At 42.9% G+C, this 15906-nt stretch carries 12 protein-coding genes; 6 read left to right on the forward strand and 6 right to left on the reverse strand.

Going from position 1 to position 15906, the window contains the following annotated elements; all coding sequences use genetic code 11:
• Positions 1–98: 98 nt before the first annotated feature.
• Positions 99–1883, forward strand: a complete 1785-nt coding sequence (locus tag I3257_RS00595) for an acyl-CoA dehydrogenase C-terminal domain-containing protein (protein ID WP_238048490.1) — start codon at positions 99–101, stop codon at positions 1881–1883.
• A 403-nt stretch (positions 1884–2286) separates the two neighbouring features.
• Positions 2287–4767, forward strand: a complete 2481-nt coding sequence (locus tag I3257_RS00600) for a site-specific recombinase (protein ID WP_238048491.1) — start codon at positions 2287–2289, stop codon at positions 4765–4767.
• Positions 4768–4869: 102 nt separating this feature from the next.
• Here the strand turns inward: I3257_RS00600 and I3257_RS00605 are convergent, their stop codons facing one another.
• The gene (locus I3257_RS00605; RefSeq protein ID WP_238048492.1) at positions 4870–5712 is read right to left on the reverse strand and encodes a symmetrical bis(5'-nucleosyl)-tetraphosphatase; all 843 of its coding nucleotides are present in this window, start codon (positions 5710–5712) and stop codon (positions 4870–4872) included.
• Positions 5713–5808: 96 nt separating this feature from the next.
• Positions 5809–6672, reverse strand: coding sequence for a 16S rRNA (adenine(1518)-N(6)/adenine(1519)-N(6))-dimethyltransferase RsmA (gene rsmA / locus I3257_RS00610; protein ID WP_238048493.1), 864 nt, complete (start codon positions 6670–6672; stop codon positions 5809–5811).
• A 498-nt stretch (positions 6673–7170) separates the two neighbouring features.
• On the opposite strand from rsmA, the gene I3257_RS00615 reads away from it, so the two are divergent.
• Entirely contained in the window at positions 7171–7596 is a 426-nt protein-coding gene (locus tag I3257_RS00615) for an immunity protein YezG family protein (protein ID WP_055124899.1), read from the forward strand.
• A gap of 163 nt (positions 7597–7759) precedes the next feature.
• Here I3257_RS00615 and I3257_RS00620 read toward each other — a convergent pair whose 3' ends face one another.
• A complete protein-coding gene (locus I3257_RS00620; protein ID WP_238048494.1) occupies positions 7760–8146 on the reverse strand; it encodes a DUF5376 family protein in 387 nt (128 codons plus the stop codon).
• A gap of 289 nt (positions 8147–8435) precedes the next feature.
• Positions 8436–9527 carry a 4-hydroxythreonine-4-phosphate dehydrogenase PdxA gene (gene pdxA / locus I3257_RS00625; protein WP_238048495.1) on the reverse strand — a complete coding sequence of 364 codons (1092 nt, stop codon included), beginning with the start codon at positions 9525–9527 and terminating at the stop codon, positions 8436–8438.
• Between the two features lie 335 nt (positions 9528–9862).
• Between pdxA and dnaB the strand changes: the two genes are divergently transcribed.
• The 3 genes from dnaB (at position 9863) to argF (ending at position 13644) form a co-directional block, all read left to right on the forward strand.
• The gene (gene dnaB / locus I3257_RS00630; protein WP_055124901.1) at positions 9863–11266 is read left to right on the forward strand and encodes a replicative DNA helicase; all 1404 of its coding nucleotides are present in this window, start codon (positions 9863–9865) and stop codon (positions 11264–11266) included.
• A gap of 164 nt (positions 11267–11430) precedes the next feature.
• Positions 11431–12537, forward strand: a complete 1107-nt coding sequence (gene alr / locus I3257_RS00635) for an alanine racemase (protein WP_238048496.1) — start codon at positions 11431–11433, stop codon at positions 12535–12537.
• Positions 12538–12726: 189 nt separating this feature from the next.
• On the forward strand, positions 12727–13644 hold the full coding sequence (gene argF, locus I3257_RS00640; RefSeq protein WP_055124903.1) for an ornithine carbamoyltransferase: 918 nt from the start codon (positions 12727–12729) through the stop codon (positions 13642–13644).
• A 132-nt stretch (positions 13645–13776) separates the two neighbouring features.
• Here the strand turns inward: argF and rpiA are convergent, their stop codons facing one another.
• Together rpiA and I3257_RS00650 are read right to left on the reverse strand one after the other, a co-directional pair.
• Positions 13777–14436 (reverse strand): ribose-5-phosphate isomerase RpiA, encoded by a 660-nt coding sequence (gene rpiA, locus I3257_RS00645; RefSeq protein WP_060491162.1) that lies wholly within the window; start codon positions 14434–14436, stop codon positions 13777–13779.
• 139 nt (positions 14437–14575) lie between these two features.
• Positions 14576–15886 carry an arsenic transporter gene (locus I3257_RS00650; protein ID WP_238048497.1) on the reverse strand — a complete coding sequence of 437 codons (1311 nt, stop codon included), beginning with the start codon at positions 15884–15886 and terminating at the stop codon, positions 14576–14578.
• Positions 15887–15906: the final 20 nt, after the last annotated feature.

The raw sequence follows: 15906 nt of genomic DNA on the forward strand, positions 1-15906 counted from the left end.
TTGCTAAACTTTGATTATTAACCGCTAAGGTTAGACCAAAAGAACAATTGATATCTTTAACAACTTTAATTTTATTTATTTGAACCAAAGGAATGTTTATGGCTGTTTATAATGCCCCTCTGAATGACATGCGCTTTATCTTAAATGACGTATTTAACGCGCCTAAATTTTGGCAGAACAACGAAAACCTAGCTCATGTCGACATGGAAACCGTCGATATGATTTTGGAAGAAATGGCAAAACTGTCAAAAAACATTCTTTTGCCAATCAACCGCAGCGGCGATGAAGAAGGCGCAACCTTTGAAGGTAATGGCGTCGTCACGACTCCTACTGGATTTAAAGAAGCGTATAAACAGTATGCTGAATCAGGCTGGGTTGGCTTAAGCGGTAACGCTGAATACGGTGGTCAAGGTTTCCCAAAAATGGTGACCATGCTGACTGAAGAGATGGTATTCACTGCCAACCAATCATTTGCCCTCTACCCTAACCTAACCGTTGGCGCAACACTGTGCCTAAACGCAGCGGCTTCTGAAGAGCAAAAGCAAACTTACTTAGAAAAAATGTACAACGGCGAGTGGGCGGGCACCATGTGCTTGACAGAGCCACATGCTGGTACTGACTTAGGTATTATCAAAACCAAAGCTATCCCTAATGATGACGGTAGCTATGACATCTCTGGTACCAAAATCTTTATTACTGGCGGCGAGCATGACTTAACCGAAAATATCATTCATTTGGTACTGGCAAAAACTCCTAATGCGCCAGAAGGCTCAAAAGGTATTTCGTTATTTGTCGTACCAAAATTTTTAGTGAATGAAGATGGCAGCTTAAGCGAGCGTAACACCCTAGCAGTCGGCTCTATCGAGCATAAAATGGGTATCAAAGCCTCAGCCACTTGTGTCATGAACTTTGACAGCGCTAAAGGCTGGATGGTTGGTGCCGAAAACACGGGTTTGTCTTCAATGTTCATTATGATGAACTATGAGCGTGTCACCATGGGTCTGCAAGGCCTTGGTGGTTCTGAGCTTGCTTATCAGAATGCGGCACTATATGCCAATGACCGTGGTCAAGGTCGTAGTGATACCCAACTGCAAAGCCCAGAAAAGCCTGCTGATGCGATCATTCATCATGCCGATGTACGCCGTATGCTATTGAACGCCAAAGCCAACACCGAAGCGTCGCGTTGCTTTGCCATGTACGTTGCCAAAAATCTTGATGAAGAGAAGTTCAGTACTGATCCAGAGGCCGCTCAAGCTGCTGCCGCACGTGTTGCTCTATTGACGCCAGTGGCTAAAGCGTTCTTGACTGATAAAGCGCTAGAAGCGACCATTGATTGCCAGCAAGTATTTGGCGGTCATGGCTATATCCGCGAATGGGGTATGGAGCAAATCGTTCGTGATACCCGTATTGCCCAGATTTATGAAGGCACCAACGGTATTCAAGCACTCGATCTACTAGGTCGTAAAGTGGCGAAAAATAACGGCAAATACGTCACTCATTTCTTAGGTGAAATTCGTGATTTCGTCAATAACATGCAAGCGGATCATGGTATCAAGCAAGCAACGCTAGATGCTGCAGATACTATCGAAGCGCTAACCAACACTGTGCTTAGCAACATTGGCGAGCGTAAAAACGAAGTCAATGGCTGTGCCGTTGACTACATGCATGCCTTTGGTTACCTCGCTTATTCGTATATGTTTGCGTTGATGGTAGAAGCAGCTAACGGTAAAGAAGGTGAGTTTTATACCAATAAAGCCAAGCTTGCCGATTATTTCGTCGGTCGTATTTTGCCACGTATCGATGCTCATGCACAAATGGTTCAAGCTGGTAGTGATCCAATGATGAACTTTGATCTTAGCTACTTTGATGTACCTGCTAGCTAATTTCTTACTTTTATAATAAAGTAGGCAATACCGCACTACGATAAGGGGACAGTCACGCTACTGTCCCTTTTTTTGCCAAAAATATCATCACAGCGATGGTTTCCACAATCGATATAATGAGCGCCACAAAATAACTGCTAACAAAATAATTAACCGCTCAGGCATTGTTACGATTAAAATAACGCAAAGTCACAACATTAAGATTGCTACAGATATCTTTAACGCCGAAACCAATAAGCTCTGAACCAATAACTTCCAAACTAGTGAGCTGCAAATTAGAAACCTAACCATCAATAGTGGTAGATATCGCGACATTGATAGCCAATATAGCCTCAAAACACTTATATCTTTGCTCATACTAAATAATAACAATGATTGAAATAACCACCACAAGGGATGCAATGTGTCAGAAATAAAACACATTTTACAACAGATTACAGCCTTAAGTGATGTGCCAGATCCTGCGGTACTCAAGCGCTTAATCGATGAGCTACGAGTGAGTGATAAAGAGCCCACGTTAGCCAATCAAAACATTCAAGAGCTGATTGATATTTTACGTCAACATCCAGAATATGCAGATGGACTGTCAAGTTTCGTCTTAAAACTGATTATTGAATATCGCCAAATTGCTTTATATACCGATACCGGCATCATGTCGGATCAGGGCTTTTTTAATAGTCTACGTCGCCTTATCGGGCACCGTTTTTTACCGCTACTGCCACAAGAAGATTCTGTCGTAGAATTGGTCGGTTATTTATTTGATAAACGCTCTGACGAGCGCTGGCTTGCCAATATTAAAAAAGACAAATGGGATGAACTGGTTGAGCTACTCAAAGTCGATGAGCAGCATTTAAACTTAGTTGCGACAGCAAAAAACAGTATTTTGAACGCGATTATCATTTTGTCATACCGTATCAGCGGTATTGGCTTGCATCCAGATTTGATGGAATTTTATCCGCAAATGCTGAATTATTCAGCGTCATTTGTGGCACAAAATCAAGAGGCGGTCTTATACGTCAATCAGTACCGAGAAGCGCATGAGCTTGATACTTTAACGGATATTACGCCCGAAAAAGCAGTAGACCCTGCGCCGTTACTGGTCATGATTGAACAATGCGAAGATATCGTTGCCACCATACGCAAGCGCATTTATAAAACGGGAATCTCTATTCGCCTGACCAACATGATGCTGCGTTTAGACCAAAGCTTGCAGCGTATGCGCATCCTAACTGAACTAGTAGCAGATAATTATGATAAGCGTGATCAGGCGCTCATTGAGTTGATTCAAGCGCTGATTACCACTGCGAGCCGCCGTTATAGTATTGGATACTTAATTGATAATAATACCAAGCTGCTGTCGCGCAAAGTCACTGAAAATGCCAGCCGCGTGGGTGAACATTATATTAGTACCGATAAATCGGGCTATCAAAAAATGTTCAAGAAAGCCTCTATCGGTGGTTTTATTATTGCTTTTATGGCAACGCTTAAGATATTAGCCTATAACCTGGCCCTTGCACCGATGGGACGCGCCTTTGTAAATAGTATGATTTATGGATTGGGTTTTGTTTTTATCCATATCGTTCATGGTACAGTTGCTACCAAACAGCCTGCTATGACGGCGGCGGCAATTGCCTCTACTATCTCGGACGGTTCTGGCAAAAAGTCACACCAGTTAAATAAACTATCAGAGTTGGTGGTCGATATTTTACGTACCCAGTTTGTGGCGATTATGGGTAATATTATGCTAGCGATACCAGTCGCTCTGATTATCTCTTTTGCATGGCTACAATATACTGGTGCACCGATGATCAATACCGATAAGGCTGCACACTTACTGCATGATCTTGACCCCTTTCATTCACTGGCACTACCCCATGCGGCCATTGCTGGCGTCTATTTATTTTTATCGGGTCTTATTGCTGGTTACTACGATAACTTGGCGGTCTACAACCAAATCGGTGCCCGTATTCAGCGCCACAAACTACTTCAATACCTACTACCAAAAACTTGGTTACAGCGTTTAGGCGGTTTTATAGAAGCCAACCTTGGCGCCATTATGGGCAATTTCTTGTTCGGGGTGTTCTTAGGTAGCACTGCAACAATTGGCTATTTATTTGGCTTACCGATTGATATTCGCCACATTGCGTTTGCCTCGGCGAATTTGGCGCATGGACTGTTTAATATATCTGCCAACCAGTGGGATTGGCAGATTGTGTTTATTTCTATTTTAGGCGTTGCCCTTATCGGCATGGTGAACCTCATGGTCAGCTTTTCGCTCGCCTTATTTGTGGCACTACGCTCTAAAGAAGTCAAATTCATGGAATGGAGTCGTTTAACCAAGCAGCTTTTCAGCCATATGCTTACCCATCCTTCAGACTTTTTCTGGCCACGTGATAAGCCAATGAAGTATGCTCGTATCGACAGCCAAGGACATATGATTTTTGACGATACCAGCGCTCATAAAGGAGGACAAAGTATTCCCAATAATTATGTCGTGCGCCGTTTGTCTGATGTAAAAATCCTACCTAAATCCAAGCAAAAAAGCATGCAAAATGAACAGGCTATCACAGATATAGATTACGATAATAACATCTCAAATGCTGACACTGACGCTGCGCTAAAAAGTCGGGAAACACACAGTACCACCAATCATATCAGTACCAAAAAAACCATTGAGCTCGATGATGGGCTGATAGATGAGGAGCTCAATAGCGTCCCTTATAGTAGTGATATTCAATATGATAAAGCGCATAACGCCTTTACTGAGGGTAATGAGACGACTGCCCATCCTGAAAATGATAACAGCAACCCTGAAAACAAGGCCACGGGCGATGCTAAAACCTCACTACCTAAACCAAAAAAACCACCGAACCTACCCAGCTAATGGGAAGGTTTTAGTGGTTTAATAAATCGTTTGGATAAGCCAAATAGTTACGGCGTGACCTCACTTTAAAAACGGAGATAGAAATGAGCCCATGCCCTAATATTATGTATCTGGCTGTAAGCAGTGGGCACTTGACATGATAATTTTTCCATCACTCAAGCGATAAGCCAATAGATCATTCCCCCAAACGCAGCCGCCGTCAAGTGCGCGCGCATACGGTAAGTCTACCTCACCTTTCAGCGCTGCCCAATGCCCAAATAGTATCTTGCGAGTCCGCGGCACTTGCCATTCAAACCAAGGCAAAAACCCCTCTGGCATAGATGCTTCTAACCCTGCTGAAAAGCTAAATTCTAACGTGCCGTCTTGTTTGCACAGCCGCATACGAGTGAAATAATTGGCAATTGCACGCATTTTGGTAAAGCCATTAATATCTGGATGCCAGTCATCAGCAGTCTTGCTATATAAATTCGGCAATAAACGATCCAACTGTTTTAAACTACTTTGCAGTTGTGACTCTAACTGCTGCGCGTAATTTGCTGCCGCCTCAATCGTCCAATGCGGTGGAATACCAGCATGAACCAAGACCGTCTGCTCATCAGGAAAAGCCAATACTGGCTGATGACGTAGCCATTCAAGCAGTTCATCGCAATCATCGGCAGCAAAAATAGGCGCTGTCTGATCCTTTTTTTTAATCTTTGCCGCACCACGCCAGACAGCGATCAAATTGAGATCATGATTGCCGAGTACTGTCGCGGCTGCGCCTTGCTGGCAAAGTGCTTTGACATGACGCAAGGTACTCAACGAATCTTCACCACGTGCCACCAAGTCCCCTGCAAACCATAGCTTGTCTTGTGCAGGATCAAAATCCAATATTTCAAGTAAATGAAGGTACGCCGCATAGCAACCTTGCAGGTCACCGATGACATACTGATGGCGAAAGCTCATAAATCCTCAGTGTTTTTACGTGATAGTTTTATGTGAAAATTTTATATCGTCATTTCCATATAAATGTCTTTGACGACGAATCGGCAGTAGCTCAATTTAAACCACTACTTTACGCGCTTGATTGCTCAAATTCACAAAATCCTTCACACTTAAGACTTCAGGACGTGCTTGTGGGTCGATGCTACACGCTGCAAAATCTTCTTCGCTCAGTGTCGGTAGCAACGTTGATTTTTTAAAGATGGCACGTAGCGTCTTACGGCGATGGTTAAAGGTTTCACGTACCACAAGCGCGAAATACTCTTCGTCCTCTGCGACGACTGGCTTAATAATATGCGGCGTCAAACGAAAAACCGCACTGGTCACTTTTGGTGGCGGATTAAAAGCACCACGTGGTACGGTCAGTAGATAATCGGTATGGCAGTGATACTGCATAATGACAGATAGGCGACCATAAGTTTTGCTACCGACATCCGCCGTAATCCGATCGACCACTTCTTTTTGCAGCATAAAGTGCATGTCTTGAATCACATCGGCATAACTGAGCAAATGAAATAAGATAGGCGTAGAAATATTATACGGCAGATTACCAACCACACGGAGCTTGCCCCGCTCATCGCTATACAGCTCGCGATAGTCGACATGCATGGCATTGTCTTTGATGATCGTAAAGTTTGGATGGCTGTTGGCACCGATACGAATACGCAGGCTGTCTGCCAAATCACGATCCAGCTCGACCACAGTCATCGCATCCACCTCTGCCAATAATGGCTCAGTCAGTGCGCCCATCCCTGGCCCAATCTCAATCAAATTGTCATCGCACTCTAAACGAATGCTCTCAACAATCTCACGGATGACACTGCGATCATGTAAGAAGTTTTGACCAAAGCGCTTACGCGGTTGGTGTTTGGCAGCGCGTAGGCTGTTGGTAATAGACTGAGCATCAAACGAAATTTTGGACATAAAAAAGTCTTAATGGGTAAAAGATAAATGGGCTATAGCACTATGGCAGCAATATACTGGTTTTATAGGCGCTTTTATTGGCTCGTTTTGTAATACGAAATTATACCACAGCTCGTAAATTTGCTGTATTTTTGAGACATTTTATCGATAAACCATTCATATCTTAGCGCAATCGACACAGTGCCTTATTTTGTTCTAAAATCGTTTATTATAAGAGTATTATGAGAGTAAGCATGGTTCCCTAGTGAGGACTCGAATACTAGGCTGTAAGCTAATGGTATTAAGGTTTTAAGGTTTTAACTCACTGAAATAACCATAGTGTACTTCACGGTGTACTTACCATACATATTCTACCTATGATCGGTGAGCTATACAGGCATCGAGCTTCTAGTGTTAGATGCAACTTTAGTAATGATGAAATAATCAGCGTCAGTCTTAATAATAAATCATTTATCAATTGCTAAGGCATCAAAAAAAATACTGATATAGGAAAATGGCATGAAAACAGATGATCAAATCATTTATCAAAAAATAGGTGAGTTGCTATGGTCAGTAATGTCTCTGAAAGATAATAAGATTGTTTTTAGAGGACGTATTTATTCTGAACATCAAGACTTTCAGTTACTATGTGAAACAAATGAAGGGCCTAAATATGTAGAAATGACAAATGATCTTTTCTTTGATTTACGAAAGCTGATGGAAGACTTGAAGCAATGCTTAATTTTCAATAAAGAACCTTGGACACAGTTTAAAGTTGTCTTAAATGAAGATGGTAATTTTAAAATTGATTTCGCTTATATTTCTGAAGAAGATAGTTGGCCTGGTTTATATATGAGGTCAGTTAGCGACTTAGATCAGACTGAGCTTGATGAATACTATATCCCTATGAAGGAATGGGAAAGATGTGTGAGTTTTAAGAAGTAAAAAGGCAGCTCAAATTCTCTATAAATAAAGCATAGTTTCGTAGAGTATATGAGAGTCAGGTTTTTGATGCTACTAGATCGGTGCGCTATACAGGCATCGATCTGCTAACTATATTTAGCTTCGCTTGCTCAAAATTGTCTAATAATTATTAGATATAACAGTTTTAAGCAATATGCATAGTTTCTATATATCCTGCTATGGGTTCTCTTTCTAAAAATAAAATCCATGCCTTCGTAATGTCTTGAAGCTTAGTACGACTTACTTTAATACTCTGAATTTCATCATATAAAAAACTTACTCTCACCCCATCATTACGTATTTTAGCAGAATAAGAATTGCTACTTATATCAGCCTCATACGTTGAAGGGCTACCTAGCGCTCTTAAGCATTCTTTCAAATATTCAATATGTGATTTTAGCGAAGCCCCTCCACTGTCTACTAAATATGATGCAATCAAATTTTCCATATCATCTTCTATTCTGTTAGGAAGAATTGTTGCATGTAAACTCTCAGAGTCAGGAAATTTAAAATAGCAGAACGTAAAGATCATAATCTATTCTCAAAAATGCTATTACTAGGTTGTAGCCATAATGAGCCATAAACAAAATATATCCGTAAATATTTTCTATTCAGAGTGATGATTAACTAATAGGGTATACCCCAAGGGAACCAGTTATTTCACCCCTCAAACCTATTAACAAACCACTTAAAACAGACTGGTATAATGGAACCACTTATATTAAACCCTGTTTGATAATTCATAAATAGCCATCATTCACACCAAAGTTACCCAATACTGCGTGATAAATGTCGCTAAGGTGCCGGCTTATGCAAGAGGTCTATTTAATAAGCGATTTATCTGCCATCTCGTTTGCCATTTTTAATGCTTGATACAAGCTAGTGGCACTAGCATTGCCGCGCCCCGCTAAATCAAGCGCCGTACCGTGATCAACTGAGGTACGAATATACGGCAGTCCTAAAGTAAGATTGACGGTATCACCAAAACCATGTGATTTCAGCACTGGCAACCCTTGATCGTGATACATAGCAATCACCGCATCACAGTTGGCTAAATGTCTGGGTGTAAATAACGTATCCGCTGGCATTGCCTCTGATATATCGACGCCTGCTTTGATAAACTCATGCAATACGGGGTTGATAATCTCAATCTCCTCGACGCCTAAATGCCCACCCTCGCCTGCATGTGGATTAAGACCACAGACTAAAATACGTGGCTGCGTTAAGCCAAATTTTGCTTTCATCTCATCGACGACAATTTGTACGGTCTGGCGTACATTGTCAGACGTGATTGCAGCAGGGATATCTTTTAGCGGTAAATGAGTGGTAACAAGCGCCACTTTCATGGCTTGATTGGCGAGCATCATAACCACTTTATCACAGCCACTTTGCTGCATAAAAAACTCTGTATGACCGCTAAACATTGTGCCATCTAATAGCTCAATATCAGCTTCTATCAATGCAGACTTTTGCAATGGTCCAGTGACGATAGCAGCCACTATTTTGTTGGTTGCCAACTGATGGGCAATGTCTAACTGCTTAGCAACCATTGCTGAATTGCGCGTGTTAATTTTCCCGCAGACAACTGGCTCAGCACAAGATATATTAAGTAGAATAAAAGAACTATCCACGTCCGTATCTGGCTGCGACATCTGCTCTACAACGTTAAGATTAAAGTCATCGGCATCGATATCAATAGTTTGCCAGATGGGAAGGTTTTTCAATACATCAGCTGCAACCAACTCATCTGCGCGCTTTGTTATAGCGGTGCTATCGGCAGTGACCCAAATTGGACGTTCAAAATCTTGCAATTTACCCTCAGCCGCTAATAGCAGCACGATATCCATCCCAATACCAGCAGGCTCACCAGTTGTGATTAATAATGGCAATTTTTTTTGTATATCTTGCATCATAACTACGCCTTTATATTTATATTGAGTCGTGAATTTTATTGTATTTTTTATAGGAAAAATAAGTACTGACACTTATATTGTATAGATGATTTTTTACTTATTACAACCGTCATCTAGAATAGATAGTTGTCTATCGGTGCCGAAAAAAGCCTATTATGTGTTAAACTTTCGCTTTTCATTATAGCATTTACCAGTCAACACCGAGATCAGGTTTTGGTACTTCAATTATAGTGGCACGTGGCGTTTTATTTGCTGTATCAGCACCCAATGAAACCCTGATATCACATACCCATTTATACCCTCTTTTATATCGACTTTTGACACATTAGGCAATCATGGCAGACAACGAAAAAACCGACGACTTACTCAATCAGACACCGCCGCACAATATCGACATTGAAAAGGCATTGCTCGCGTCCTTAATGAGTATCGAAGAGGCGTACGACAAGATTGCTGATATCGTTACCAAAGATGATTTTTATGCAGGGCGACATCAGTATATTTTTGATGCTATTGCTCATTTAGCGGCAGTCAACGAACCCTATGATACGGTCATGGTACACGACTGGCTAGAAGCACAAAAACTCCTTAAAAGTGCAGGCGGCGATAGCTACTTGGCAGATATTTTGAGCCAAAGCCCTGCGACCTTGTTTAACCTGACCGCCTATGCTCAGCGCGTCCGTGAACTATCTACTCTACGCCAACTGATTACGACTGGCAATGAGATGCTCACGCTCGCCTATAATCCTAAGGACCAGACCGTCAGTGATATTTTAGACAGTGTTGAGGGTAAGATATTTAGCATCAATGAGCAGCACAATAAACGCGCTGAACAGCGTGGACCTGTGGGTATTACGGCTGTTTTGACCAACGTTATTGATAAAATTCAAGAGCTAAAATCCAATCCCGATGGCATGATTGGTTTACAGACGCCGTTTGCTGAGTTAAATAATAAAACCCAAGGCTTGCAGGCAGGTGACTTAATCATCGTGGCTGCGCGCCCTTCTATGGGTAAAACCACCTTTGCCATGAACTTGGCAGAAGGTATTTTATTTAACGAAGATCTGCCTGTTGTGGTGTTTTCGATGGAGATGCCTGCTGAGTCTATCGTCATGCGTTTGCTGTCCTCATGGGGCGCGATTAATCAGACGCATCTGCGTTCTGGGCAAATGAATGAAGATGAATGGGCAAAAATGATGAACGCCATTCAGCACTTGCAATCAAAGCATCTCTATATTGATGATAGTACTGCTTTGCCACCCTCTGAGATGCGTTCACGCTGCCGCCGTATCGCCAAAAATCATGATGGCAAGCTTGGCGCTATCGTCGTCGATTATCTCCAGTTGATGAAAGTGCCAAACCTAGATGGCAACCGTGTTGGGGAAATCTCTGAGATTTCACGGAGTCTCAAAGCGCTAGCACGTGAGCTTGAATGCCCTGTTATCGCTTTGTCGCAGCTTAACCGCAGTCTAGAAAACCGCCCTAACAAGCGCCCTATCATGTCGGATTTGCGGGAATCGGGTGCGATTGAGCAGGACGCCGATTTGATTATGTTCATCTATCGTGATGAGGTTTATAATGAGAATACAGACCACAAAGGCGTGGCTGAAATCATTATTGGTAAGCAGCGTAACGGCCCTATCGGCACTATACGTTTGGGCTTTGAAGGGCAATTTACCCGCTTTATTAACCTAACACCAGAATACTATCAAAATGTCAGTTTCGAGAACGACGAATGATCAATCTTATAAAACTTAAGCCTAATAAAGCTAAGCCTGATAAAGACTAAAGCTTCATCATAAGCGAACAAATAGTTTTTAATAAAATAGCCAGTGCTGCATTAGCCCAATTGATGCAGTACTGGCTTTATAATTTCATAATTCTACTTATAAAGAAGCCAATTATGCGTACTATCACAATCAAACCACAAGCCATTACTCACAACTTAAACCAAGTTAAAAAAATGGCAGCAAACTCTAAAGTCCTAGCCATGGTCAAGTCCAACGCTTACGGACATGGCGTGGCAGCAGTATTACCTGCATTGCACCAAGCAGACGGTATTGGTGTTGCAACCTTGACTGAGGCGCTAGAAGCTCGGCAGTTAGGCTGGGACAAAACGATTAGTTTGATTGAAGGGGCATTTACCGATAATGAGTGGCAGCAAGCCATTGAGCATGATATTAGCTGCGTGATTCACCATGCGCCGCAGTTGCAGTGGGCACTCGACAATATCCCACCAGCCAATAGTGCGACCAGAGTGGTTTGGCTTAAATATAATACTGGTATGAACCGTCTAGGCTTCAACGCTGAAGGTGTTATGGCAGCGGCTAAGCGTCTGCATGAAGCGGGATATCAGCTGATACTAACCACGCATTTTGCTAATGCCGATGACAGCACTCATCCATTAAACTCAATGCAAATTCAGCGTTTTTCGGAGGTATTAGATACCTTACAAGCGACCATTAGCGCTGATATTAAAGGCTCATTATGCAATTCAGCCGGTATCGTCAATTTTCCAGAGCATCATTATGATTGGGTACGTCCCGGCATTATTTTATATGGTAGCACCCCTGTCATTGATAAAAACGCGCATGAGTTAGACTTACAGCCAGTGATGGATTTCAGCGCACAAATTATCGCCCTGCAAACAGTTCAGGCAGACAATGCTATTGGCTATGGCAGTCGTTGGACAGCGCAGAAAGACACTAGAACCGCACTGGTGAGTGTCGGCTACGGTGATGGTTACCCTCGTGTCATCAGCGATGAAGCCTATGTCACTGTTATAGATACTGCCAACGATCAAAGCTACCGATGCGCAGTCATTGGACGCGTGGCAATGGATATGATTGTCATTGATGTCAGTACCGCGCCAGAAGACATTGCGTTAGACAGCAAAGTAATACTGTGGGGTGATGCTCCGCACGTCGATGAAGTCGCCGCACATGCAGGTACGATTAGCTATGAGCTACTATGCCGCCTAAGCATTCGCCCAAATCGCATACAAGTATAATTATACTGACCTCGTCACTGTTCATGTAATGTCTGTTTGCCAGACTTATAAATCACGGCAAATTGGACATTTACATTAAGCCTAATTGCGCTATACTAAAAGTTTGTTGTCACCCCAGTATACGCACTGACGCGATGCTATTAAAGACTGATGACGTTTCACTGACTGCGATCGACTGCTAGGATTACTATGAGTTTGCGCCATTTTTTGACCTTATCTGATTTAACCAAACAAGAACTAGAAAACCTTATAAAACGCGCCAGCGAATTGCGCAAGATGCAACACGCAGGCGAGATATATCAGCCGTTTGTTGGTCGTACGCTTGGCATGATATTTGAAAAATCCTCAACCCGTACGCGCATCTCATTTGAGACAGGTATGGGTCAGTTTGGTGGTAGTGCTATCTTTTTGTCGCCAAATGATACCCAGCTTGGGCGTGGTGAGCCACTAGAAGACTCTGCTCGTGTCATATCGAGCATGGTCGATATCATCATGATTCGTACCTTTGGTCACGAAAAAGTTGAGACCTTTGCTGAATACTCAAGTGTGCCGATTATAAATGCTTTAACTGATGAATTTCATCCTTGCCAGCTACTGGCTGATATGCAAACCTATTATGAGCACCGCGGTAGTATCGAAAATAAAATCGTCACTTGGGTTGGTGATGGCAATAATATGTGTGCATCCTATATGCAAGCAGCCCATCAGTTTGGTTTTGAGCTACGCGTCGCTGCGCCTTATGGGTTTGAGCCTGACCCTGAGCTGATGAAACGCTTCTCGCATTGCGTCAGTATTGTCGAAAACGTACAAGAAGCCGCGAAAGATTCAAATTTAATTGTCACCGATGTATGGGCAAGCATGGGACAAGAGTCTGAACAAAATACTCGTGCGCGCCGTTTTGCCGCTTATCAAGTAACGCCATCGCTATTGGACAAAGCCGATCCTGAAGTGGTATTTATGCACTGTCTGCCCGCGCATCGTGGTGAGGAGATCTCTCATGATATGCTTGACGACCCACGCTCAGTGGTATGGGATGAAGCAGAGAACCGCTTACATGCGCAAAAAGCCTTGATGGAATTTTTGTTAAAAGATAAAATTAAACTTTAAACAATGTAGCCATAATCTATTTATGGAAGAGTAAGTACGAAAAAGGCAGACCACATTTAGTGTGATCTGCCTTTTTATTTTATGATGAACGATAAGCCACTGCTTAACCGATTTTTAACGAGTAAGCATTTTTTAACGAATAAGTGTCGTCACACCATTACTACCTGCTTTCAGCAATACATCAGCTTGATTGGCCGCAAAAATACCATTACACACGACACCCACAATATTATTCAGCTCTTTTTCAAGCGCTATCGGATTACTAACATCCAAATCATAAGTATCTAAGATGACGTTGCCATAATCAGTCACAAAATCTTCGCGGTAAACTGGCTCACCGCCCATACGGGCTAATTGCCGTGCGACATAAGAACGTGCTTGCGGCAGTACCTCAATCGGAACAGGAAACTCGCGACCTAGCACCTCAACGCTTTTGCTCTCATCAACCATACATATAAATTTGTTAGAAGCCGCTGCCACGATTTTCTCACGAGTGAGCGCGCCGCCGCCGCCTTTTATCAATTGCAAATGCTCATTGACCTCATCTGCCCCATCGATATAAATATCAAGCGTACCAGCAAAGTTTAAATCCACTATCTCAATACCAAGGGCACGAAGTTTGTCTTCAGTGACCTGTGAGCTAGCCACCGCGCCAGCAAGCTTTACAGTTGGCAATAATTCAATCAAACAGTTGACCGTACTGCCTGTGCCTACTCCAAGTATCATGTCATCTTCGATATAACTTAGAGCCGCTTTGGCTGCGGCTTGCTTTTGTGCTTGCTGATCACTCATCATAAATCCTTGGCAAAATAAACGTATCGCTTTAAAAAAAGTAAAGGGTAAAAAGGTAAAATGCGCCGCCATTATACCCGATGAGTTTAATGAATGTCTTGCGATTAGCGTGGCTATTACGCTGACATTGATTCAAATTTTAAAATGAAGACAGATAAGGCAACCAAACAACCAAAGCCAGTAGCGTGACCAATAGTACGGGCGGGGTAATGAGCAGTCCAATCTTCATATACTGCCCCCAACTGATTTTATAGTCTTTTTCTGCCAATACATGGAGCCACAATAAAGTCGCAAGGCTACCGATAGGTGTGAATTTCGGCCCCAAATCATTACCAATCACATTGGCATAAATCATGAGCTCTCGAGTGGCAGCAGGTACTTGCGCACTATCAATCGCCAGTGCACCAACCAAAGTGGACGGCATATTATTCATGACAGAGGCTACAATAGCAGAGAGGAATCCAGTTCCTACTGTTGCGATGACCGTACCCTGCTGCCCTAGCCAATTCAAAACTTGAGCACCATAGGCAGTCAATCCTGCATTGCCCAAGCCATAAACAACCAAGTACATACCGATTGAAAATAATACGATTTGCCAAGGCGCTTTTTTCAAAACATCGGATACAGAAACAACGGCATCACGACCCCCTTGCCACCAGCGACCTGCAATTGCCATTAATATTAACGCCGCCACTCCTGTCACCAATGAGATGGCAATGCCCAATGACTCAGTCGTAAAGTAGGCAATAAGTAGCAACGCGAGCAGTGGAAAGGCCGCTTTAAAGACCAGCGGATCTTCAATCGCAGACTCGGGCGCACTCAAATCAGCAATGGAGTAGTGTTTTGGAATGTGCCGCGCATAGACCACCCATAATACGGCGAGTGTCGCCAATACAGAAACAATATTGACCGGTATCATCACTGCTGCATAACGGCCAAAACCAATGTCAAAATAATTGGCACTAACAATATTGACCAGATTAGAAGTGACTAACGGCAGACTTGCGGTATCAGCAATGAAACCTGTCGCAATGATAAACGCTAAAGCAGATGGTGGTAAGAATTTGAGACGTAGTAAGATAGCGATAACAATCGGGGTCAATAGCAATGCTGCCCCATCATTGGCAAAAAACGCCGAGATAAACGCGCCTAAAATCACAATCATAGGAAACAGCAAACGTCCTTGCCCATTGCCTAGCCTAGCCACATGCAATGCTGCCCAGCCAAAAAATCCTGCTTTATCTAAGATAAGCGAGATGATGATAAGCGCCACAAAGGTAAAAGTCGCATCCCAAACGATGTCCCACACAATGCCAATATCGGAGAGCTTTACCACGCCAAAAGCCAAGGCAATCAACGCACCGCCCATTGCACTCCAGCCAATACCCAGTCCTTTGGGCTGCCATATCACTAAAACCAACGTCACGATAAATATAATCAATGCCAGCATTGAGTAACCTTTTTAGGCTT

It is taken from the genome of Psychrobacter sp. Ps7, from assembly GCF_022129225.1.
Lineage (GTDB): Bacteria > Pseudomonadota > Gammaproteobacteria > Pseudomonadales > Moraxellaceae > Psychrobacter > Psychrobacter immobilis_A.